The 22,588-nt window shown below is 69.2% G+C and carries 20 protein-coding genes; 8 read left to right on the top strand and 12 right to left on the bottom strand.

The window, feature by feature from the left end; translation table 11 throughout:
• The first annotated feature begins 83 nt into the window (after positions 1-83).
• Complete coding sequence (locus DDF62_RS09580; RefSeq protein WP_116488901.1) at positions 84-521, top strand: BLUF domain-containing protein; 438 nt, start codon at positions 84-86, stop codon at positions 519-521.
• A 58-nt stretch (positions 522-579) separates the two neighbouring features.
• Here DDF62_RS09580 and clpA read toward each other — a convergent pair whose 3' ends face one another.
• The 5 genes from clpA to DDF62_RS09555 all read right to left on the bottom strand — a co-directional run bounded on the left by clpA (position 580) and on the right by DDF62_RS09555 (position 6,764).
• Positions 580-2,901: an ATP-dependent Clp protease ATP-binding subunit ClpA gene (clpA, locus tag DDF62_RS09575; RefSeq protein ID WP_116488900.1), complete on the bottom strand. Its 2,322-nt coding sequence runs from the start codon at positions 2,899-2,901 to the stop codon at positions 580-582.
• Positions 2,902-2,912: 11 nt separating this feature from the next.
• A complete protein-coding gene (clpS, locus tag DDF62_RS09570) occupies positions 2,913-3,242 on the bottom strand; it encodes an ATP-dependent Clp protease adapter ClpS (protein ID WP_101715544.1) in 330 nt (109 codons plus the stop codon).
• Positions 3,243-3,623: 381 nt separating this feature from the next.
• Complete coding sequence (locus DDF62_RS09565; RefSeq protein WP_116488899.1) at positions 3,624-4,415, bottom strand: TrmH family RNA methyltransferase; 792 nt, start codon at positions 4,413-4,415, stop codon at positions 3,624-3,626.
• Between the two features lie 7 nt (positions 4,416-4,422).
• On the bottom strand, positions 4,423-5,334 hold the full coding sequence (locus tag DDF62_RS09560) for an RsmD family RNA methyltransferase (RefSeq protein WP_116488898.1): 912 nt from the start codon (positions 5,332-5,334) through the stop codon (positions 4,423-4,425).
• Positions 5,335-5,351: 17 nt separating this feature from the next.
• Positions 5,352-6,764, bottom strand: coding sequence for a glycosyltransferase (locus DDF62_RS09555; protein WP_116488897.1), 1,413 nt, complete (start codon positions 6,762-6,764; stop codon positions 5,352-5,354).
• Positions 6,765-6,929: 165 nt separating this feature from the next.
• On the opposite strand from DDF62_RS09555, the gene DDF62_RS09550 reads away from it, so the two are divergent.
• The 6 genes from DDF62_RS09550 (at position 6,930) to DDF62_RS09525 (ending at position 13,710) form a co-directional block, all read left to right on the top strand.
• Complete coding sequence (locus DDF62_RS09550) at positions 6,930-7,568, top strand: TetR/AcrR family transcriptional regulator (protein ID WP_116488896.1); 639 nt, start codon at positions 6,930-6,932, stop codon at positions 7,566-7,568.
• 144 nt (positions 7,569-7,712) lie between these two features.
• Entirely contained in the window at positions 7,713-8,996 is a 1,284-nt protein-coding gene (locus DDF62_RS09545) for an alginate export family protein (protein WP_116488895.1), read from the top strand.
• 298 nt (positions 8,997-9,294) lie between these two features.
• Positions 9,295-10,674, top strand: a complete 1,380-nt coding sequence (locus DDF62_RS09540; protein ID WP_116488894.1) for an alginate export family protein — start codon at positions 9,295-9,297, stop codon at positions 10,672-10,674.
• Between the two features lie 8 nt (positions 10,675-10,682).
• Positions 10,683-11,975 carry a CmpA/NrtA family ABC transporter substrate-binding protein gene (locus DDF62_RS09535; RefSeq protein WP_116488893.1) on the top strand — a complete coding sequence of 431 codons (1,293 nt, stop codon included), beginning with the start codon at positions 10,683-10,685 and terminating at the stop codon, positions 11,973-11,975.
• Positions 11,976-11,989: 14 nt separating this feature from the next.
• Complete coding sequence (ntrB, locus tag DDF62_RS09530; RefSeq protein WP_116488892.1) at positions 11,990-12,910, top strand: nitrate ABC transporter permease; 921 nt, start codon at positions 11,990-11,992, stop codon at positions 12,908-12,910.
• 14 nt (positions 12,911-12,924) lie between these two features.
• Positions 12,925-13,710: an ABC transporter ATP-binding protein gene (locus tag DDF62_RS09525; protein ID WP_116488891.1), complete on the top strand. Its 786-nt coding sequence runs from the start codon at positions 12,925-12,927 to the stop codon at positions 13,708-13,710.
• Here the strand turns inward: DDF62_RS09525 and DDF62_RS09520 are convergent.
• Positions 13,707-14,348, bottom strand: a complete 642-nt coding sequence (locus tag DDF62_RS09520) for a GntR family transcriptional regulator (protein WP_116488890.1) — start codon at positions 14,346-14,348, stop codon at positions 13,707-13,709. The two genes, DDF62_RS09525 and DDF62_RS09520, sit on opposite strands and share 4 nt — an antisense overlap.
• Before the next feature lie 248 nt (positions 14,349-14,596).
• Between DDF62_RS09520 and DDF62_RS09515 the strand changes: the two genes are divergently transcribed.
• Positions 14,597-15,805 (top strand): M24 family metallopeptidase, encoded by a 1,209-nt coding sequence (locus DDF62_RS09515; protein WP_116488889.1) that lies wholly within the window; start codon positions 14,597-14,599, stop codon positions 15,803-15,805.
• Between the two features lie 189 nt (positions 15,806-15,994).
• On the opposite strand, the gene DDF62_RS09510 is transcribed toward DDF62_RS09515, so the two are convergent.
• The 6 genes from DDF62_RS09510 to DDF62_RS09485 form a co-directional block, all read right to left on the bottom strand.
• Positions 15,995-17,503: a dipeptidyl-peptidase 3 family protein gene (locus DDF62_RS09510; protein ID WP_116488888.1), complete on the bottom strand. Its 1,509-nt coding sequence runs from the start codon at positions 17,501-17,503 to the stop codon at positions 15,995-15,997.
• A 67-nt stretch (positions 17,504-17,570) separates the two neighbouring features.
• Positions 17,571-17,771, bottom strand: coding sequence for a hypothetical protein (locus DDF62_RS09505; RefSeq protein WP_116488887.1), 201 nt, complete (start codon positions 17,769-17,771; stop codon positions 17,571-17,573).
• 92 nt (positions 17,772-17,863) lie between these two features.
• A complete protein-coding gene (locus DDF62_RS09500; RefSeq protein WP_244286778.1) occupies positions 17,864-19,456 on the bottom strand; it encodes a sensor histidine kinase in 1,593 nt (530 codons plus the stop codon).
• The gene (locus DDF62_RS09495; protein ID WP_116488886.1) at positions 19,453-20,166 is read right to left on the bottom strand and encodes a response regulator transcription factor; all 714 of its coding nucleotides are present in this window, start codon (positions 20,164-20,166) and stop codon (positions 19,453-19,455) included. Before DDF62_RS09495 ends, DDF62_RS09500 begins: the two co-directional genes overlap by 4 nt.
• Positions 20,163-21,749 carry a DUF4153 domain-containing protein gene (locus tag DDF62_RS09490; RefSeq protein WP_116488885.1) on the bottom strand — a complete coding sequence of 529 codons (1,587 nt, stop codon included), beginning with the start codon at positions 21,747-21,749 and terminating at the stop codon, positions 20,163-20,165. Before DDF62_RS09490 ends, DDF62_RS09495 begins: the two co-directional genes overlap by 4 nt.
• Positions 21,750-21,941: 192 nt before the next feature.
• Entirely contained in the window at positions 21,942-22,400 is a 459-nt protein-coding gene (locus tag DDF62_RS09485) for an Hsp20 family protein (protein ID WP_116488884.1), read from the bottom strand.
• Positions 22,401-22,588 lie beyond the last annotated feature (188 nt).

The raw sequence follows: 22,588 nt of genomic DNA, 5'->3' as shown, positions 1-22,588 counted from the left end.
CTTCGCGTGAGCCGGGGCGAACCTTTCCGGCCTCGAGGCTTTCCACAGAAGGCCCAGCTTCGACGGCCGGCGAAGGACAGCGAATGACCGATACCCTGGCCCGGCGAGGGCTCTACCGCCTGGTCTATGCCAGCCGGGCGACCGATCCGGCGGCCATCGACGAGACGCTGCGGGCGGTGGTCGCCAAGTCGATCCAGAACAATCGCATCGACGACATCACCGGTTTCCTGGCGGCCGGGGAGGGGCGGTTCCTGCAGGTGCTTGAAGGGCCGGGCCAGACGGTCGCTCAGGCCTATGAACGGATCGGCGCGGATCCTCGCCACGACGAGATCGTGCTGATCGCCGACGGCCCGGCCGAGCGCCGCTTCTTCACCGACTGGAACATGGGCCAGCGGCGGCTGGAGGCGCAGGACGCCTCGGCGCTGTCGGAGGTGGGGCTGGAGCATTTCACGCCGGCGGGTCTGGACGAGGAGCGGGCGATCCGCCTGCTGTCGCTGCTGGGCGCGCGCCACCTGCGCTAGACAAGAAAAAAGGCCCGGATCGCTCCGGGCCTTCTCCAGTCTCAAGCGGCTCTTGGCCTCATTCGGCCAGGGCCGGCTCCTCGGCGTCGTCCGACTTGCCGGACTTGCCTTCGGCGGCGCTCTCGATCTCGAAGCCGATCTTGCCGTTCTCGAGCACCACCTTGACGTGGCCCCCGCGGACGAGGCGGCCGAACAGGATGTCGTCGGCCAGCGGCTTCTTGATGTGCTCCTGGATGACCCGGGCCAGCGGACGGGCGCCGTAGAGCTCGTCGAAGCCGTTCTTGGCCAGCCAGTCGGCCGCGTCGTCGGCCAGTTCGATCGTGATGTTGCGGTCGGCGAGTTGCGCCTCCAACTGCATGACGAACTTCTGGACGACCTGACGGATGATCTCAGGCGTCAGCGGCTTGAAGGCCACCGTCGCGTCCAGGCGGTTGCGGAACTCCGGCGTGAACAGGCGCTTGAGGGCGGCCTCTTCCTCGCCTTCGACCTTGGAGCGGCCGAAGCCGATCGACTGCCGCTGGGCGTCAGAAGCGCCCGCGTTGGTGGTCATGATCAGGACCACGTTGCGGAAGTCGACCTTCTTGCCGTTGCTGTCGGTCAGGGTGCCGTTGTCCATCACCTGCAGCAGGATGTTGTAGACATCCCCGTGCGCCTTCTCGATCTCGTCGAGCAGGACGACGGCGTGCGGGTGCTGGTCGACCGCGTCGGTCAGCTGACCGCCCTGGTCGAAGCCGACATAGCCGGGAGGGGCGCCGATCAGGCGGCTCACGGTATGGCGTTCCATGTATTCCGACATGTCGAAGCGCAGCATCTCGATGCCGAGCGTCAAGGCCAGTTGCTTGGCCGCTTCGGTCTTGCCCACGCCCGTCGGACCGCTGAACAGATACGAGCCGATCGGCTTGTTCGGTTCGCGCAGGCCGGCGCGGGCCAGCTTCATGGCGGCCGACAGCTGGGTCAGGGCTTCGTCCTGGCCGAACACCGCGCGCTTCAGGTCGGTCTCGAGTTCCTTGAGGGCCTCGGTGTCCGACTTGCTGACCGACTTCGGCGGGATACGGGCGATCTTGGCGACGACCGCCTCGATCTCCTTGACGCCGATGGTCTTCTTGCGACGGCTTTCCGGCAGCAGCATCTGGCCCGCGCCCGCCTCGTCGATCACGTCGATCGCCTTGTCGGGCAGCTTGCGGTCGGTGATGTACTTGGCCGACAGCTCCACCGCGACCTTCAGGGCCTCGGCGGTGTACTTCAGCTTGTGGAAGTCCTCGTAGTAGGTCTTCAGGCCCTTGAGGATCTTGATGGTGTCTTCCACCGTCGGCTCGTTCACGTCGATCTTCTGGAAGCGACGGACGAGCGCCCGGTCCTTCTCGAAGTGCTGGCGGAACTCCTTGTAGGTGGTCGAGCCCATGCAGCGCAGGGTGCCCGAGGCCAGGGCGGGCTTGAGCAGGTTGGACGCGTCCATTGCCCCGCCGCTGGTCGCGCCGGCGCCGATGACGGTGTGGATCTCGTCGATGAACAGCACCGCGTTCGGGTGGCTCTCGAGTTCCTTGACCACCTGCTTGACGCGTTCCTCGAAGTCGCCGCGATAGCGGGTGCCGGCCAGCAGCGCGCCCATGTCGAGCGAGTAGATGGTGGCTTCCGCCAGGACTTCGGGGACCTGGTGGGTGATGATCTTGCGCGCCAGGCCTTCGGCGATGGCGGTCTTGCCGACGCCGGGATCGCCGACGAGCAGCGGGTTGTTCTTAGTGCGGCGGCACAGGATCTGGATCGCGCGTTCCACTTCGTTCGCGCGGCCGATCAGCGGGTCGACCTTGCCCTGGCGGGCCTTTTCGTTGAGGTCGACGCAGTAGGCCTCGAGGGCCTCGCCGCCGGTCTTGGTGTTGGGCTTTTCCTGGTCTTCCTCGACCGCGGTCGCGCCCTTGGCGGCCTTGGGTTCGGAAGCGCCGGCCTTCTTGGCGATGCCGTGGGCGATGAAGTTCACCGCGTCGTACCGCGTCATGTCCTGCTCCTGCAGGAAGTAGGCGGCGTGGCTCTCGCGTTCGGAGAAGATGGCGACCAGGACGTTGGCGCCGGTCACTTCCTCGCGGCCGGACGACTGGACGTGGATCACGGCGCGTTGGATCACGCGCTGGAAGCCCGCCGTGGGCTTGGCGTCTTCCTCGTCGTCGACCACCAGGGACGACAGTTCGACGTCGAGATAGTTGACCAGGCTCTTCTTCAGGGCGGTCAGGTCGACGTCGCAGGCGCGCATCACGCCGGCGGCGTCGTCATCGTCGGTAAGCGACAACAGCAGGTGCTCGAGGGTCGCGTACTCATGCTTTCGCTGATTGGCGTACGCGACGGCGCGATGCAGGGATTCTTCGAGAGGACGCGAAAAAGAGGGCAAGGGGAGGCTCCTCAATCCTTTTCCATGGTGCACTGCAGCGGGTGCTGATGTCTGCGGGCTGAGTCGATCACTTGAGCGACCTTGGTCTCTGCGACTTCGTAAGTGAATACGCCGCAGACCCCGACGCCGTTCTGGTGAACGTGCAACATGATCCGTGTCGCGTCTTCGCGCGACTTGTTGAAGAACCGTTCGAGCACGTAAACGACGAACTCCATGGGGGTGTAGTCGTCGTTCAGGATCAGTACGCGATAAAGCGAGGGCTTCTGCGTCTTCGGTTTCACTTCCGTGACGACCGAAGAGCCCGCGCCGTTATTCTGTCCGCCTTGCTTTCGCTCGGCCATCGACCGCTTTCTCCCGGCGGGAAGCAAATCACCCGCCTTCATGAATTAGATATGGAAAAGCGGCGGCTTTGGAAGAGGCCGCCGCCCGACTGCGCCGCTTTAGCACAGGGGCGCCATCGAAATCGGCTTCACGTTTGGGAGAGCGGCGAAGGTGGCCTGTGCGTTCCCGCGGCGAGGCTGCGAAATGGTGTGCGGCGCGTTGTCGCGCAAGGGGGAGGGCGCAGGCGCATGATGCGCGGACGTGGCCGCACCTGGAGGAACCTCCCCCGTGGGGGAGGAGATCGCGCGGCGATCGGAGGGGGGAGGACGAGCAACGCCTCGAAAGCGGAAAACGTCCCCCCCCACCGGCCTTCGGCCGCCTCCCCCAGAGGGGGAGGTTTCCTAGCCCGTCACCGTGTAGATCATGATCCCCGTGGCCACCGACAGGTTCAGGCTGTCGGCGCGGCCGCGCATGGGGATCTTGACGTTGACGTCGCAGGCGGCGGCCAGTTCGGGCGGCAGGCCCTGCTGCTCGTTGCCCATCAGGATCAGCGACGGCTTCACGTAGTCGGCGCTCTTGTGGTCGACGGTGGCGGTCAGCAGGGTGCCGACCACGCTGCCGGGCCATTCCTCGCGCCAGGCCAGGAACTCCTGCACGCTGGCCTTGGCGATCTTCACGGCGAAGACCGAGCCCATGGTCGCGCGCACGCCTTCCACCGAATAGGGATCCACGCAGTCGCCGACCAGGATCACCCCGCCGGCGCCGGCCGCGTCGGCCGTGCGGATGATGGTGCCCAGGTTGCCCGGATCGCGAACGGCTTGGAGAGCCACCCAGCAGTCGGCGCTTTGCGGCACGATGGCCGACAGCGGCGTGTAGACCTGGCGGAACACGCCGACCACGGCTTGGGGATTGTCGCGGCGCGAGACCTTTTCCAGGATCTCGCGATTGACCTCGATGACCTCGCCGCCGGCCGCGGCGCAGGCCTTGGCGGCCTTCTGCAGCATTGGATGGTCGGCCGCGTCGGGGCCGTACATCAGGATCTTGGGCGCGTGGCCGCAGTCGATCGCCTCGATGACGATCTTCAGGCCCTCGGCCAGGAACAGGCCGCTGTCCTCGCGCTCCTTGCGCATGTGCAGGGCGCGGACGGCTTTCACCGTGGCGTTGGTCAGGGAGGTGACGGTCTTGACGCTCATGTCTGTCTCAGGCCTCCGACGACCAGCGGGCGAAGAACGACAGGCCGATCTGGCGGTCGCCCTTGTCTTCCACGAGGGACAGTTCGCCCCAGTCGATGACGCCGGCGCGTCCGTCCAGCGCCTGGGCCAGCAGGCCCGACATGGCCGCGCCCGAGACGCGGGCCGCATAGGCGTTCATCAGCAGGAAGTCGGCGTCTTCGGCCAGCAGCGCCGCGCAGTCGGCGGCCAGGGCCGGCAGGTCCTCGAACAGGCGCCAGACCTCGCCGTCGGGGCCGCGGCCGAACTTGGGCGGGTCCAGGATGATGCCGTCATAGACGTTGCCGCGCCGCACTTCGCGGGCGACGAAGCGGCGGGCGTCCTCGACGATCCAGCGGATCGGCTTGTCGGCCAGGCCGGCGAAGGCGGCGTTCTCGCGCGCGAAACCGACCGACTTCTTGGAAGCGTCGACGTGGGTGACGTGGGCCCCGGCGGCGGCGCAGACCAGGCTGGCGACGCCCGTGTAGCCGAACAGGTTCAGGATCTTGGGCTGGTGGCCGCGTGCCTTGGCGAAGGCGCGCACGCGCTCGTCCTGCCAGGCCCAGTTGGCGGCCTGCTCGGGGAAGAACGCAAGGTGGCGGAACGGCGTGAACTGGCCGTGGAACTTCGCCTCGCCCCAGGCCAGGTCGAACTTCTCGATCGGCTTGCCGCGGAAGCGCCAGCGGCCGGCCTCGTCCTCGTCGGACGGGTCGAACACGGCGTCGGCCTCGTCCCAGGCGCTGGCCGGCAGGCGAGGCTCCCAGAAGCATTGCGGCTCGGGGCGGACGACGGTGTAGCGGCCGTAGCGCTCAAGCTTCTTGCCGCGCCCGCTGTCGAGCAGGGCGTAGTCGGCCCAGCCGGTGGTGCGCATGACGAGGGGAGAGGCGGCGATGGTCGGGTGCATGGCCTCGCCATACGCGCTCAGGCCAAGCGTCGTCCAGCCCGAGGCGCATGCGGGGTCTTGTCCCAGTGGTGCGGGCGGCGCACGAACTGCCACAGCGCATGGCATCCGGCCCATCCCTGCAACAGCCAGATCAGCGGCAGGCCCAGCAGGTCCAGCGGCTTGGCCGACCCGCCCGCGCGCCGTCTTCCGACCACGGCGGCGATGGCCGACCCCATCCACGCGTAGCCGAAAAGAACCAGGCCCGGCCCGTCGATCACGGCCTGTCCATCCACCGCCAGGTCCAGCAGGATCATCAGGACGACGCCGGCGAAGATCGGCGCATGCAGGTGCGTGGAGACGAGCGACAGGAAGAAGGTCAGGAACAGCGCCAGGGCCACGCGCGGCCGCCGGGCGGCGGGACCGCGCAGGTGCACAAGCAGGGTCGCCAGGTGCCCCTTGATCCAGCGCGCCCGTTGCGGCCGCCAGGCCTTCCAGGTGGTCGGGGCGGTCTCCAGCGTCGGCCGGTCGATGACGTCGAGCCCGTAGCCGGCCGCCGCCAGCCGAAAGCCGACGTCGGCGTCCTCGGTCACGTTGAAGGCGTCCCACCCGCCAATGGCGCGCAGGGGCGCGGTCTTGAAGTGATTGCTGGTGCCGCCCAGTGGGAAGGCCAGTCGCCAGCGGGCCAGGGCCGGCAGCAACACCTCGAAGTGGGCGGCGTACTCCTGCTGGAACTGGCGGGGCAGCAGGCCCGAGATGGCGGGGATCTCGATCCTCAGCGGCGCCTGCAGGCAGGCCTGGGCCGTCGGCCCGGCGGCGAAGCGGGCGGCGGCCTCGCGCAATTGGCCCGGATCGGGCGCGTCCTCGGCGTCGTAGATGACCAGGATCTCGCCGCGGGCCCGCTCCAGGGCGTGATTGCAGGCCCTGGGTTTGGTCTTGGGCCCGCCTGGCGGCACGATCAGCACCTGGATGAAGGCGGGCAGGTCGAGGGCGTGAAAAGCCGCGATGGTCTCGACGTCGTCGGCCTCCAGCACGATCAGGGCCTGCAGGCGGTCGCGCGGATAGTCCAGGCGGTCGAGGCTGGCGACCAGCTCGGCGGCGACTGAGGCTTCCTTGTAGAGCGGCGCCAGCACCGTGTAGGCGGGCAGGGCGTGATCGGGGAGGGGCGGGGCCGCGACCGCGCGGCGAGGCGTGAGAGCCGCGACCAGCCGCAGCGTCGCCAGCAGCGCGAAGAGCACAAGGCCCGTCCACTGCAGGACTTCGAGCGTCGGGCCGGGCGCGGACGCCATCGCGACTCCCAACCCAAGGCCGGCCGCCGCCAGCGTGACGGTCTGGGCCGCGTCCAGCCGCCTGTGCGCGCCGTCGGCCATCGGAAGCGGTGCGACGAGCGGCGGATCGAGCAGGACGGCATGGTCCAGCCCATCGACGTGCAGCCGTCGTTCCTCGCGCGCCATGTCGCCCCCTCAGCTTGGCCTTATCGGCGAGAGCGACTCGATTAACTCAACTATAAAGTGTCAAATGGAAAAATGCGCGTTCTACGTAAAACGGTGTTCCGCTTGTCGGGTCTGGGTGATTCCCGTTTAGTGTCAGGTCGGGGAAGAGGGAGGAAGTACCGTATCGTGACCGTCGCGTTGAAGAAGCCGCCCAGGTCCGCCCGCAAGCCCAAGGGCGACGGCCACATGCGCCGGGGCGAGATCCTGGCCGCCGCCGAGAAGATTTTCATCGCCGAGGGCTACGCCGGCGCGACGATCCGCAAGATCGCCGACGCCGTGGGCGTGTCCTCGACCGCGCTCTACATGCACTTCCGCGACAAGGACCAGATTCTGCTGGAGATCGGCAAGGAGGCCATCGAGAAGCTGCTCTCGATCAACGTCGCCCTGTCGCAGGAGCCGATCGACGCGGTCGAGAAGGTGCGGCGCATGCTCGACGCCTACATGCGCTTCGCTTTCGACAATCCCAACACCTACCAGCTGGTGTTCTGCGGCTCGAACGAGGCGATCTCGGTGGAGAAGCAGCAGGCGGTGTCGGATCTCGGCGACCGCTGCTTCGACGAGTTCAGCGGCCCGATCCGCGAGATCGCCGCCGCTGGCAGGTTGAAGACCGGCACCGCCGAGAGCGCCGCCCAGGTGCTGTGGGCGGCCTGCCACGGCATCGTCTCGCTGGTCATCACCAAGCCCAGCCGCAGCTGGGCGCCGGCCGAGGAGCTGATGCAGGTCACGCTGGACGGGGTGATGCACGGTCTGATCGCCGAGAGGTAGCGGTGGGCGCGGGCGGGTGACAAACGGTCGCACCCGCCGAATTTCCCCGCGTAGCCAGAAGCTTAGCCGGCCGGCGCAAATACAACGCCGTTCGATGGCGCGACGGTGGTAGCGGGTTAACCCTTGGACCCTACAGCCCGCCGCATGAACAGACTTCATGTTGTGTGTGCGGGCCTCGTGGCCCTGGCCTGGGCTAACGGCGCGAGCGCCGAGGATGCTTCGCTGCTGGATGCGGTGAAGGCCGGCAAGCCGCTCCTGGAGATCCGCGCCCGTTTCGAGCGCTACGAGCAGACCAAGACCGCCACCTTGCGCAACAACGCCGAGGGCACGACGGTGCGTACGCGCTTTGGCTGGGAAACCGGCGCCTGGCATGACGTGAAGGCCCTGATCGAGTTCGACGACGTCCGCCGCGTCGGCCCCGAACACTTCGCTATCACCGCCCCGGGCGTCTCCACGCCCCTGAACGGCGCCGACAAGGCCCGCTTTCCGGCCATCAACGATCCCAACGTCACCGAGGTGAACCGCGCCCAGCTGCAATGGACGCCGTCCAAGGCGCTGCAACTGACGGCCGGCCGCCAGAAGATCCAGTTCGACGATCAGCGCTTCGTCGCCGCCGCCGCCTGGCGCCAGGACGAGCAGACCTATGACGGCCTGCGCGCCGACCTGTCGCTGAGCCGGTTCAAGGGAACCTACGTCTACGTCACCCGCGTCAACCGGGCCCTGGGCGAGCGGCGCGACTGGGACAGCGACAGCCATTTCGTCAACGCCAGCTGGACCTTCTCCGAGGCGCTCAAGGCTACGGGCTTCGTCTACGCCCTCGACTTCTCGGATTCGCCGCTCAACACCTCGATCACCAAGGGCGTGCGCGCCGTCGGCAAGGCCAAGGCCGGCGCCTATACCCTGAACTATTCGGGCGGCTTCGCCCGCCAGAGCGACTATCACCGCGCCACCGCCGACTACGAACTCGACTATCTGGGCGGCGAGATCGCGGCCACGCGTGGGATCTACACGGCCCAGCTGGGCTACCACATGCTGGAAGGCGACGGCGCGCGGGGCTTCGGGGCGCCGCTGGGCGCGGCCCACGGTTTCTACGGCTGGGCCGACGCCTTTTCGTCGCTGGGAGGCAACAAGAGCTTCGCCACCGGCCTCGACGACCTGAACTTCACCGTCACGCTGAAGCCGAAGATCAAGGCGCGCAACTTCTCGAGCCCCGAGCTGCTGGTCCGCTATCACGACTTCGACGACGATCGCACGGGCGCCGATCTTGGTCACGAATGGAACGCGCAACTGACGGCGACCATCGCGCCGAAGCTGTCGGCCCAGCTGAAGTACGCGGGATTCGATCGGGTGACGAGCGTGCCGACCGGTACCCTGGCGCCGCCCGCCTCGCGCAAGAAGGTGTGGTTCACCCTCGAGTACAAGCTCTGAACTTCTCCGTGAGGGGAGGATGGCGCCCGGTTTGCGGGCGCCGCCCAAGCTTTGGGCGCCGTGCTGCTGCGCAAAAACGGGCGCCGCACATGCGAAAGGATCGATAACGACGGTTTGTCGATTGCCGTCCCCCGGCGGTCGATGCGTCCCTGTTGACGACACGCGGGGCAACGACGTTCCGCGACGGGCCGCAAGGCCCTGACGCCGACGACGGGGTCGGCGACTGTTTTGGACAACGACGTCCGGAGGGGGCTCACGCCCTCGCCGGGCGTTTTTTTTTGGCCTGAGGGGAAGAGGCATGAAGACGACGAGGGCCGGGCTGACGCTCGGCGCCGGGCTCGCGGCGCTGCTGTGGGCATCGGGAACGCACGCCCAGACGACAACGCAAACCGCGCCGCCGGCCGCCGAGCCGCCGGTCGCTGAAGTGGAAGCCGTCGCCGAGGCGGCCGAACCGCCGCCGCCCACGCCGCCGCCGACGTTCAGCGACCAGATGCTGGCCGGCAAGCCGATCTTCGAGATGAGGGCGCGCTACGAGACCGTCGACCAGGCCAATCTGCGCGAGCGGGCCAACGCCTACACGGTGCGCACCCGGCTCGGCTGGGAGACCGGCGACTTCCACGGCCTAAAGGGCCTGATCGAGTTCGAGGACGTCCGCCAGATCGGTCCCGAGCATTACGCCGTCAACGTGCCCGGGGCGACCACGCCGCCGCTGAACGGCGCCGACAAGGCCCGCTATCCGATCGTCAACGATCCCGACGTCACCGAGGTCAACCGCGCCCAGGTGACCTGGACGCCGGACGCCGCGCTGCAGGTCACGGCCGGCCGCCAGCGTATCGTGCTCGACGACCAGCGCTTCGTCGGGGGCGTGGCCTGGCGTCAGGACGAGCAGACCTTCGACGGCGTCCGCGCCGACTTCGCGGCGGGGCGGGTGAAGGGGACCTACGCCTACCTCACCCACGTCAACCGGATCCTGGGCGAACTGCGCGACTGGGACAGCGACAGCCACCTGCTGAACGTCACCTGGTCGCCGGCCGAGGCGCTGCGCCTGCAAGGCTTCGTCTACGCGCTGGATTTCGGCAACTCGCCGATCAACTCGTCGATCACCAAGGGCGCCAAGGCCTCGGGCAAGACCTGGCTTGGCCTCTACCAGGTGGCTTACGGCGCGACCTTCGCCCGCCAGAGCGACTGGCACGGCAATACGCCCAGCTACGACCTCGATTACTGGGCCGGCGAGGTGGCGGGGACCTTCGACATCTACACCGCCCGCCTGGCCTACGAGCAGCTGGAAGGCGATGGAACGCGGGGCTTCACCACGCCGCTGGGCACGGTCCACGCCTTCAACGGCTGGTCGGACTCGTGGGTCTCGCCGGGCGGCAACAAGAGCTTCGCCGACGGCCTGAAGGACCTGAACCTCGGCCTCAACGTCAAGCCGCGCTTCAAGAAGACCTACTTCTTCAACAGTGACCTGCTGGTCCGCTACCACGACTTCGACGACCAGCGCACCGGCGCCGACCTCGGCCACGAGTGGGAGGTCCAGCTGACCGCGGCGATCACGCCCAAGCTCTCCCTCTTGCTGAAGTACGCCGACTTCCAGCGCGAGACGACCGTGCCGGCCGGGACCCTGGCCCCGCCAGCCTCGCGGACCAAGGCCTGGTTCTCCCTCGAATACAAGCTGTGAGCCCGATCATGACCAAGACCGACAAGACCGCTCTCCAGCAGGGCGTTTCCCGCCGCAGCGCCCTGATCGGGGCCGCCGCCACCATGGCCGCCGTCAAGGCCGCTTTCCCGGCCGGGGCCCACGCCGCCGGCGCGGGGCCGGAAACCGCCAAGGCGCGCCTGGGATTCATCGCCCTGACGGACTCGTCGCCGCTGATCATCGCCAAGGAGCGCGGCTTCTTCGCCAAGCACGGCCTGCCAGACGTCGAGGTGGTCAAGCAGGCCTCGTGGGCCGCCACCCGAGACAACCTGGTGCTTGGCTCGGGCGGCGGCGGTATCGACGGGGCGCACATCCTCTCGCCCATGCCGTTGCAGTTTTCCCTGGGCGTCCAGACCGGCGGCAAGCCGCTGCCGATGTACGTGCTGGCCCGCCTCAACACCAACGGCCAGGCGATCTCGGTCGGCAACGACCTGAAGGCGGTCAAGGTGGGCTTGAGCGCCGCCGGGGCCAGGGCCAAGTTCGCCCAGCTGAAGGCCTCGGGCAACATCGCCAAGGTGGCCATGACCTTCCGGGGCGGCACCCACGACCTGTGGGTCAGGTACTGGCTGGCCGCGGCGGGCATCAATCCGGACGTCGACGTCTCGACCATCGTCATCCCGCCGCCGCAGATGGTCGCCAACCTCAAGGCCGGCACCCAGGACGCCTTCTGCGTGGGCGAGCCGTGGAACGGCCAGACCGTCAATCAGCGCATCGGCTACACCGCCACCACCACCAGCGAGCTCTGGATGAACCATCCGGAGAAGGCGCTGGGCATGCGGGCCGACTGGGTCGACCGCTATCCGCGCGCCGCCCAGGCCCTGACCGCCGCCGTGCTGGAGGCCCAGATGTGGTGCGACAAGCCGGCCAACAAGGCGGCCATGTGCTCGATCGTCTCGGGCCGGCAGTACATCAACGTGCCCATGGGCGACATCCTGCCCCGCCAGCAGGGCGTCATCGACTACGGCGACGGCCGCAAGGTCACGGGCTCGCCGCACGTCATGAAGTTCTGGGCCGACAACGCCAGCTTCCCCTTCAAGTCGCACGACCTGTGGTTCGTCACCGAGAACATCCGCTGGGGCGTGATCGGGCAGGGGGTCAACAAGCAGGCCCTCGTCAACAAGGTCAATCGCGCCGACATCTGGCGCGCCGCCGCCAAGTCCATCGGCCAGAGCGGTCCGACCGGCGACAGCCGCGGCCCCGAACGGTTCTTCGACGGCAAGGTGTTCGATCCGGCCAATCCGGGCGCGTACCTCGCCAGCCAGCCCATCAAGAAGCTCGTTTGAGGAAAGGACCCGCCATGACCTATCCCAAGCCCGACTTCGCCGAGGCCGCGCCCGTCGCGGCCCCCGCGACGGTCCCGTCGCCGGCAACGGCGTCGGCGACGGCGGCCGCGCCGGTCGCTCCGAAGATCCCCGGAGCGGCCGGCCTCGGTCGCAAGGCGGGGGCGGTCGCCGCCGCCGTCCTGCCGCCGGTCCTGACCCTGCTGGTGGTGATGGCGCTGTGGCAGGGGCTTTGCGGCGACTCCTACGAGGGCCTGCCGTCGCCCTCGCGGATCTGGCTGGAGTCCAAGGAGCTGATCGTCGACCCGTTCTATGACCGGGGCGGGGTCGACAAGGGACTGTTCTGGCATGTGCTGACCAGTCTCAAGCGGGTGGCCTTCGGCTTCTCGATCTCGGCGGTGGTCGGGATCGGCCTGGGCGTGCTGATCGGCGCCAACCGCTGGGCGCATCGGGGCCTGGATCCGATCTTCCAGGTCCTGCGCACGGTGCCGCCCCTGGCCTGGCTGCCGATCTCGCTGGCGGCCTTCCACGAGGCCAACCCGTCGGCCCTGTTCGTGATCTTCATCACCTCGATCTGGCCGATCATCATCAACACCGCCGTCGGCGTGCGCAACATCCCCGAGGATTATCGCAACGTCGCCCGCGTGCTGCGGCTGTCGCCGATCGAATACTTCTTCAAGATCCTGCTGCCCTCGACGACGCCCTACATCTTCACGGGCCTGCGCATCGGGGTGGGCATGAGCTGGCTGGCTATCGTCGCCTCCGAGATGCTGCTGGGCGGCGTCGGCGTCGGCTTCTTCATCTGGGACCAGTACAACGCCTCGCGCATCTCCGACATCGTCGTGGCCCTGGCGTGGGTGGGCCTGACCGGCTTTTTCCTGGACCGCATCGTCGCCCTCCTGGGCCGCATCGTCTCCCGCGGCAACGCGGCCAGCTGAGAAGGACAAGCATCATGGGCAAGGCCTATCTCTCCATCGAGAACCTCGGCGTCACCTTCGGGCACGGCGCGGCGGCTTCCGAAGTCCTGCGCGGCGTCGAACTTCAGGTGGCCAAGGGCGAGTTCGTCTCGATCATCGGCCACTCCGGCTGCGGCAAGTCCACCCTGCTGAACGTGGTGGCGGGCCTCGTCCCGGCCACCACGGGGGCGGTGATCCTCGACCGCGAGGCCGTCAGCGCGCCGGGGCCCGAGCGGGCGGTGGTGTTCCAGAACCACTCGCTGCTGCCGTGGCTGTCGGTGCGCGAGAACGTCCAGCTGGCGGTCGACAAGGTGTTCGCCGGCAAGAAGTCGGCGGCCGAGCGCCGCGACTGGACGCTGCACAATCTCGACCTCGTCAAGATGACCCACGCCATCGACAAGCGGCCGTCCGAGATCTCCGGCGGCATGAAGCAGCGTGTCGGCATCGCCCGGGCGCTGGCCATGCAGCCCAAGGTGCTGCTGCTGGACGAGCCGTTCGGGGCGCTGGACGCCCTGACCCGCGCCCACCTGCAGGACAGCGTCATGGAGATCCAGGCCAGCCTCAACAACACCGTGCTGATGGTCACCCACGACGTCGACGAGGCCGTGCTGCTGTCGGACCGCATCGTGATGATGACCAACGGCCCGCGCGCCACGATCGGGCAGGTGCGCCCCATCGACCTGGCAAGGCCGCGCGATCGCCTGGCCGTGGCCGAGGACGCGGCTTACGTCCACGCCCGCGCGGCGGTGATCGAGTTCCTGTACGCGCGGCGGGCGGCTTAGGCCGGCAACTGCTGGCGCAGGTCGGCCAGCGTGCCCTCGATGTGCTCGGCGAGCAGCGTCTCCACGCGCGTCGCGTCGCCGGCCTTCCAGGCGTCGAGGATGGCGCGGTGCTCGCGGCTGGCGCGTTCGTCGCGGCCAAAGGGCTCCAGGTGGATGCGCACGTAGCGCTCCGACAGGATCTGCAACCGCTCGACCAGCTGGCTGGTGATGTGGCCGCCGGGCCGGACCAGGGCCATGTGGAAGGCGCGGTTGCAGGTCACGGGGTCGCCCTGCGGCTTGCCGAGTTCCGCCTCCAGCGCCGCCAGCGCCGTCTCGGCCCGGGCGTGGTCGTCGGGAACCGCGTTCAGGGCGGCCTCGGCCGCCGCGCCCGGCTCCAGCTTCAGGCGCAGGGCGAAGACCTCGCTGGCCTCCTGCGTCGAGGCCTGGCGCACCACGTAGCCCTTGTTGGGATAGGAGCTCAGCAGGCCGTCCTGTTCCAGCCGGCCCAGGGCCTCGCGCAGCGGGATCTTCGACACCCCCAGCTCGGCGGCTATGGTGTCCTGTCTCACCGCCGTTCCCGGCGGCATGTCGCCCGTCAGGATCCTCCGTCTCACGATCTCGTAGGTCTGATCGGACAGGGTGCGGACGACGATACTCATGCGCTGTGAACTGAGCCCCAATTCGGCGCCCCCGCGCCGAGACGGCCCGTATACCAGAATATCCCGGGCCTCGGATTAAACCTCAGACATATCGAGGCGTGGGGAAAGCCGGCTAGGATGTATCCGCGCTATCGATCGGAAAGCTGACGCATTCGGCGGCGACATCGCCCGTCCGACGGCCCGCGAATCCGGCGATCCTGCGCGCTTCGACATCGACCGGCCGACCGGGACAAGACGAGGAACACCAAATGACCCTGGGCGTGGGCGGATCGACCATGGCCGCCGAGCTGGCCGGCCTGTCGCTGCGGGCGGGCCGTCCGCCGGCCATCGGCGCGGCCGAGTACGAAGCGCGCCTGGAGAAGGCGAGGGGGCTGACCCGCGCCCTGGGCGCCGACGCCCTGCTGATCGGGGCCGGCGCCTCGCTGCGCTATTTCACCGGCGTGCCGTGGGGCGCGACCGAGCGGCTGGTGGCCCTGCTGCTGCCGGTGACGGGCGAGCCGGTAATGATCTGTCCGGGCTTCGAGCTGGGCTCGCTGCAGGCCGACCTGAAGATCGAGGTCGAGATCCGCCTGTGGCAGGAGCACGAGAGCCCCGCCGTCCTGGTCGGCCGGTCGCTGGCGCAGCTTGGCGTCGACGTCCTGGCCCTCGATCCGGCCGCGCCGTTCTCGCTGTTCTCGGCCTTGCGCGAGGCCGCGCCGTCGCTGTCGGTGAAGGACGCCGGGGCGGTGGTCGACGGCTGCCGGGGCGTGAAGTCGCCGGCCGAGCTGGCCTTGATGCGCTACGCCAAGGCGATCACGCTGGATGTCCACCGCCGGGCCGGCGCGGTGCTGGCGCCGGGCGTGCGGGCCAGCGAGGTCAAGCGCTTCATCGACGAGGCCCACCGCGCGGCCAGCGGCGGCGGCTCGACCTTCTGCGCCGTGCAGTTCGGTGAGGCCACGGCCTATCCGCACGGCCTGCCGGGCGACCAGGAGCTGGCCGAGGGCGACCTCGTGCTGATCGACACCGGCTGCCAGGTCGAGGGCTACCAGGCCGACATCACCCGCACCTACGTGTTCGGAACACCGTCGGACGAACATCGCCGGATCTGGGAGGTCGAGCACGAGGCGCAAGGCGCGGCCTTCGACGCCGTGCGCCCCGGTCTGCCGTGCGAGACCATCGACGCGGTCGCCCGCCAGGTGCTTGAGCGCCATGGCCTGGGCCCCGACTACGCCCTGCCGGGCCTGCCGCACCGCACCGGCCACGGCATCGGCCTGTCGATCCACGAGGGCCCCTACCTCGTGCGCGGCGACGCCACGCCGCTGGCGCCGGGCATGTGCTTTTCCAACGAGCCGATGATCGTCATCCCCGGCCGCTTCGGCGTGCGCCTGGAGGACCACTTCCACGTGACCGACGACGGCGCGGCCTGGTTCACCCCGCCGTCGCCCTCGATCGACGACCCGTTCGGGCTGAAGGGGTAGAGCAGCGATCCTCCCCCCGAAGGGGGAGGTGGCCGAAGGGCCGGAGGGGGAAGTGTCTGATGAGGTCGAAGTGGTTGCCGAGTTGGGCAGCAACTTCCCCCTCAGTCGGTCGCGGAGTTTATCCTCGGGCCGGCCTTTCGCCGGACCCGGGGGCGACAGCTCCCCCTTCAGGGGGAGCATCCTGCTATCTCACACCTTCTCCGGATAGACCGGCGCGATATCCACCGGGATGTCCTTCAGCGTGGCGATCACGCCGCGGGCGTCGTCGTCGAGGTGAGCGTAGCGGTCGAAGAAGGCGACCATGCCGGCATAGTCGCCGTCGCCTTGCAGCTTGACGATGTCGGCCACCAGGTCGCGCATGCCGGCCGCCATCCTGGCGTCGTCGACGCGGAAGCGCTTGAGGGCCGGGTCATAGACGAAGGCGCCCTTGGCCTTGAGGTAGCCGTACTGCAGCGCCGCGCCCCGGCCGTGGGCCTCCTCGTCGCCCCAGCGGGCGGCGCGGAAGATGCCGGCGAGGTAGGTGGCGAACAGCTGCGGGCGCTCGGCGGCGGGGATCTCGCCCTTGTCCATCATGAACAGGATGTTCCAGGCGCCCATGACGTCGGCCTTGGCCTCCTCGGCGGTGCCGCCGATGTCCTTGAGCTCGGCCGAGACGGTGGTGGCGCGGCCGTCGACGACGATCGAGCCCGGGCCCAGGCTGTGCGACAGCTCGTGGAACAGGGTCTCCAGCGTCATGTATTTCTGGCTGACCAGGGCGGCCTGGTCGGCGACCAGAACGCGGTTGGCGATCGGCTGCAGGATGCCCTCGTACTTGGCGGCCAGCACGTTGGACAGGATCACCTTCTTGGCGCCCTTGGCCTCGCGCACGCGCTCGTCGTTGGGCAGGTTGAAGGCCACGGTCTGCGGGCCGTGCAGATTGTCGCCGCCGCCGCGGATCTGCTCGGCCACGGCGATGGGCGAGGCCCCGCCACGCTTGAAGTTCTTGTAGTTGTCGGCCACCGGCAGGTTGGCCTCCATGTCGCGCAGGTAGGCCTTGTATTTGTCGAGCGCGCTGCTCTCGGTCGGGTTCTTCAGGGTGACGAAGGCCTCGAAGGCGGCCTTCTGGCCCATCAGCTCGTCGGTGTAGGTCTCGTACGGACCGATCGCCACCTCGATGGGCGTGCCCTCGAGATCCATCCAGGCCATCTCGGACTGGAAGTAGTCGTTGGTGCGGAACGACTGGGCGCGAAGGGTCAGAAACGTCTTGAGGCTGGCGTTGGTGGTGACCTTGGCGGCCTCGTCCAGCAGGGCGGCGGCCTTGGTCAGCTCGGGCTTGTAGGCGACCGAAAACGGCACGGCGACCAGCTTGTCGCCCTCGCGGCGGACCACCGTGTAGGTGTCCATCAGCGCGGCCTTCTGGTCGGGATGGGCGGCCAGATAGGTTTCCAGCTGCGCCTTGGTCAGGCCAGCCGGATAGAAGCCGTGACCCGGGCCGTCGGGACCGCCCTGGGCGATGCGCTGCTTGTCGTAGACGGCCGTCATCTGGTCGGCGGCCTGGATCAGCAGGTTCACCACCTTGCGCTCCTCGGGGCTGAGGAAGGCGGTGTCGGTCTTCATGCGGATGGTCGCGTAGTTCTCCGGCGGCGCGGCCTGGGCGGGAGCGGAAAGTGCGGCGGCCGAGACGCCGAGCGCCAGGGCGAGGGGAAGAAGCACGCGCATGTAGAAGGCCTTGCGGATGAAGCGAGGCCTTCGCTTACACCCGCCTTGGGGCGAAGACGAGGCGCGGCTAGAAGCGCCGCCGTTTCAGGGAGGCGAAGGCGTCCAGCATCACGGCGGCCAGGTGGCTCTGGTTGCGGGCGAAGGTCGGATCCTCGGCCTGGCCGGACAGCTGCATGCCGTCGGGACGGGTGACGCTCCAGGTGTAGCGGCCGGCGGCGATGTCGAGTTCGACCTGGCAGTCGGAAGCGGGCGGGACGGCGGTCAGCATGGAAAATCTCCTGGCCGGGAAGGCGTGATCGACACCCTACGGACGGCGTGCGGCGCCCTGATGGACCCCATGTGGAGATTTCGTGCAGATGATCAGGCGGTCGGTAGCGACAGGGTGAAGCGCGCCCCGCCGGGATCGGCGACATAGGCCACGTCGCCGCCATGGGCGCGGGCCAGGGAGCGAGCGATCGACAGGCCAAGGCCGGTTCCGCCTTCGGCTCGGCGCGTGGTGAAGAACGGCTCGAACAGTCGGGCGGCGTCGGCCTGCGGCACGCCCGGCCCGTCGTCGGCGACGACCAGCACGACGGCCGCGCCGCGATCGTGGCCGCTGATCGCCACCTTGCCGGCGCCGGCCTGGCGGCTGTTCTCGACCAGCACGGTCAGCACCGTCTCGATCATCGCCAGCGGCGCGGCGACGGTCGGCAGGTCGGCGGGCAGGTCGCTGGCGACCATGAAGACGGGCGTCGACAGGGCGGCCGCGACAGTCTTGGCGGCGGCGGCGGGCGCGGCGGCGACCCCGGCCTCGGGCGTGGCCATGTCGGCGCGGGCCAGTTCCAAGAGCCGTCCGACCAGGGCCGAGAGTCGGGCATTGTCGGCGGCGATGTTCGCGAGAAAGCGCTCGCGCTCGGCCTGGCTCATGGTGGGGTAGTGGTCCTGCAGAAGCTCGATGGCCCCGCGCACGCCTGCCAGCGGCGTCTTGAACTCGTGGCTCAGCGCGGCGGCGAAGTCGCGCAGGTAGCGCGAGCGCTTGTCGATCGCCTCGGACATGGCCCGGAAGTCGTCGTACAGGGCCTGGATCTCGACGGCCGCCGTGCGCGGCGTCTCGGGCGGTTCGCCCCGGCCGGTGGCCATGGCCCGGGTGGCGGCGCTCAGTTGCTCGATCGGTCGCGTCACCCCGCGCGAGACCAGGCCCGCCAGGCCGAACAGCACCACCAGGATGACGCCGGCGCCCAACAGCAGCTTGCCGCGATCCTCGTGCAGCCCCTTGAACAGGCCGCGCGGCGAGCGCGACAGCAGCAGCACGCCCACCGTCCTGCCGCCGACCTCCACAGGGCGGGCGTGGTGCAGGCGCACGGCCGAGGCTCGGCTGAACAGCTCCCAGACCGAGCGCTGGCGGTACTGGCCGTTCCGGCGCAGCACGGTCTCGGGCCGACCCGTCAGGGCCTCGCGCACCTCGGGCAGGGCGGACAGGTCGCCGCCCGCGCCCAGGCCTCGCACCACGCGCCCTTGCGCGTCGGTCAGGACGATGGCGGCCAGGGTGCTGCGGGTGGTGTCGGCGAAGATGTGATCCAGGCGGGCTGCGGCGACGGCGGCGTCCGCCTGCGGAGACGTTTCGCTGGGCGTCGGGGACGGGCGCTCGGGCAGGATCCGGGCGGCCGACAGGTCGATGCTCGGTCGCTCGGGGCGATAGTAATCGGGATCCTCGGGATCGGGGCGCGGCGCGGGAGCGGGCGGCGGCGCCCCGGGCCACAGCGCCGCGGCCGTGGCGGCCAGGGCCGCGCCCTGGGCGGCCAGCTCGGCCTCGGTCTGACGCACCAGGGTATTCTCGTAGCTGCGCAGGAACACCCCGCCGATCGCCGGCATGCTGGCGGCGAACAGCAGCACCGCCAGCAGGATGCTACGCAGCCGCAGCGCCGGCCAGCGCCGCTTGACCGCGTCCTTCCAGGCGCCCAGCGCGGCGATCACGCCCCGGCGCTCTCGCTCGAGCCCTGGCACGGGCCCAGGCGGTATCCGACGCCGGGACGGGTCTCGATCAGGTCGACGCCGCCCAGCTTGGCGAACTTGGCCCGCAGGTTGCGTACGTGGCTGTCGATGGTGCGGTCGGTCAGGGCGAAGCCGGGCCCGCGCAGGCGGTCGATGATGGCGTCGCGGCTGAACACCCGGCGCGGCGCGCTGGCCAGGGTCCAGAGGATGCCGAACTCGGTGACGGTCAATGTCGCCTCGTCGCCGGCCCAGGCCGCCCGCCAGGCGTCGGCCTCGAGGCTGAGGCGGCCGTGGCTGACCAGCTTGGCCTCCTCGGTCGGCGCGGCGGCACTGGCGCGGCGCAGGATCGCGCTGACCCTGGCCGTGACCTCGCGCGGGCTGAACGGCTTGACCACATAGTCGTCGGCGCCCAGCTCGATGCCCAGCACCCGGTCGATCTCGTCGTCGCGCGACGACAGCAGCAGCACCGGCAGCTGGCCCTCGGCGCGGATCCTGCGGCAAACGTCCAGGCCGTTCAGGCGCGGCATGTTGATGTCCAGCACGACCAGCGCCGGCTTGTGGGTGGCGATCGCCTCCAGCGCCGCCTCGCCGTCGGCGGCCTCGACCGTGGCGTAGCCGGCCTTGCCCAGGGCGAAGGCCAGCAGCTCGCGGATGTGCGGCTCGTCGTCGACGATCAGGATCGGCTGAGTCATGGGGCAGATGTTCCGCGTGCGACGTCGGAGGTCAACGGGGCTGTTGGGGGCAGGGGAACGGCCCGCGGTGGGCTCGACGGGTCCACGCGGCCCGGATTGGTCATCGGATAGCCGTCGCAATCTTCCAGCCCGACCGGCGTTCTGACGATGAGGTCGCTGGGGCCCAGCGCCAGGGCTTCGCGAAGCCGCCGATGACCGCGCCAGGTCCAGCTGCGCCAGTCGGCCTGGCGCCGGGAAAGATCCTCCAGCAGCAGCGTGCGCGACCAGGCCACGCGGGCCGCCAGGGGCTGGGGCAGGGGACGGGCGCGCAGGCGGCTCAGCGCCACGACCGAGGAGTCGCCCAGCCGCTCCAGGTAGCAGACGTCGAGCTCGGCGCCCGGGCCGCCGACTTCCCTGGCGTGGTGGGCGTTCCAGTCGGCGGCGATCGCGCCGATGTCGATCACGGCGCACGCGGCCAGCACCACGGCCGTGGCGGCGACATTGGCGTTGACCAGCCACGCGCCGCTCTTGCCGCGCAGCATCCGCCAGCAGATCAGGGCCAGGCCCACGCCCACCAGCGCCATCCAGATCAGGGCGGCGATCCGCAGGCGGGTCAGGCCATAGGCCTCGATGTAGTCGGTGGTGCGCAGGATCGACGAGGCGACCAGGAACAGGTTCTGCGCCACCCACAGCACCACGAGACGTCTCAGCCAGGTCGACCGCGCCGTCGCCGAGCCCGGCGCCAGGGCGACCAGCACGAACAGGCCGGCCAGCAGGGCCGTGGCGATCAGCGGATAGGCGCCGCGATGGGCGTATTGCGCAAGGGTCACGCCCTCGGGCAGCGGCGCGCGCGACCACAGGAAGGCGATGTCCAGGCCGTTCTGCAAGGCGAAGAGCGCGTTGAACACCACCAGCGACAGCCCGACCGAAGCCACGCTGACGCCAGGCGGCGGCGCGCCCGAGCCGACGGGCAGGCCGTTGGTCTTCCTCAGGAATCGCGGCCGCAGCAGCGTCCAGGCGCAGACGCCGATCAGTCCGGCGAAGACCAGTCGCGCCGGATCAAGCAGCGGCAGGCGCAGTTGGCCCAGCGCCTGGGCGATCACCGGATTGGCGGTGGCGAACAGGGCCAGGAACACCAGGCCGCCGATAACGGGCAGCGCCAGGACGGGCAGGCGACGGATCAGCAGGTCGCCGCTCACGGAGCGATGCCTGCGCAGGGCCAGCAGGTCGAGGATCGGCGCGACCAGGGCCATGGCCAGCCAGAAGCCCAGGCGTTGGGCCCACCGCCACGCGCCCTCGCGCCAGCCGGCGCGGGCCGCCAGCGTCGCGACGCCGAGCGACAGCATGCAGAACAGGAAGGCCAGCCGTCCGGGCGCCTCGATCATCAGCGCGGCGAAGCCTGCCGCCAGCAGCAGGGCCGGCCAGGCCTTGCGCGAGGCGGGGGAAATCAGGGCGACAACCAGGGTCGCCAGCAGGAAGAACAGGCCCAGGTTCAGCCCGGCCGCGTGCCGATAGAGCAGCTGGTCGGCCGCCAGCACCAGGACGGCGGCCGCGATCGGCTTCATCCAGAACGGCGCGGCGGAAGGCGGGCGGAGGGCTGGCATGGACGGGCTCCTGGCGTCGGAGCCTCGTGCTTAGGCGGGCGCGTTGCAGGGGCGGCGGCGCGGACGTGCACGGCCCGACCGCTCGTCGTGCAGATCCGGTGCAGACGTAAAAAAGGGCGGCGCGAGATCGCGCCGCCCGAAAGTCGGAGGGGAATTCAGAGAGAGAGAGAGAGAGAAAACGGTCGGTCGCGGTTAGGCGGCCTTTTCGCCTTCGATCACGGCGGTGTCGGCGCCGGCGTTGATCGGGATGGTGCGGGGCTTGAGGGCTTCCGGCAGCTCGCGCTTGAGCGAGATGGTCAGCAGGCCGTCGGCCAGGGCCGCGTCGGTCACCACCACGTAGTCGGCCAACTGGAAGCGGCGGTCGAAATTGCGCTCGGCGAGGCCGCGATGCAGGTAGCGCTTGGTCTCGTCGTTGGCCGCCTTGCGGCCCGAGACGGTCAGCAGGCCTTCCTTGGCCTCGATCGACAGCTCTTCCGGCTTGAAGCCGGCGACGGCGATCTCGATGCGGTAGGAATTCTCGTCGGTGCGCTCGATGTTGTAGGGCGGATAGCCGGAGGCGGCTTCGGTCTTGGCGGCGGCGTCGAGTTGCGCGGCCAGGCGGTCGAAGCCGACGAGCGAACGGTACAGCGGCGACAGGTCGATAGTACGCATAAGTGTAGAACCTTCTCTTCAAGCAAGGTTGCAGTCAGTGTTCGAACCTTCGACGACCCGAGATCGGCCTCGTCTGTGATCCGGAAGGCCCGGCTGTCCAGCGCCTTCGGTTGAATAGTTGGGAGATGGTTTTTCGACTTCAAGGGGTGCGGCGTTTTTGAGTGCGGCCGTCGCGGGTCGCGGCCCGT

This window comes from Caulobacter radicis, from assembly GCF_003094615.1.
Classification (GTDB): Bacteria; Pseudomonadota; Alphaproteobacteria; order Caulobacterales; family Caulobacteraceae; genus Caulobacter; species Caulobacter radicis.
The sequence above is the reverse complement of the archived record's forward strand: the minus strand, read 5'-3'. Positions and strand labels throughout refer to the sequence as shown.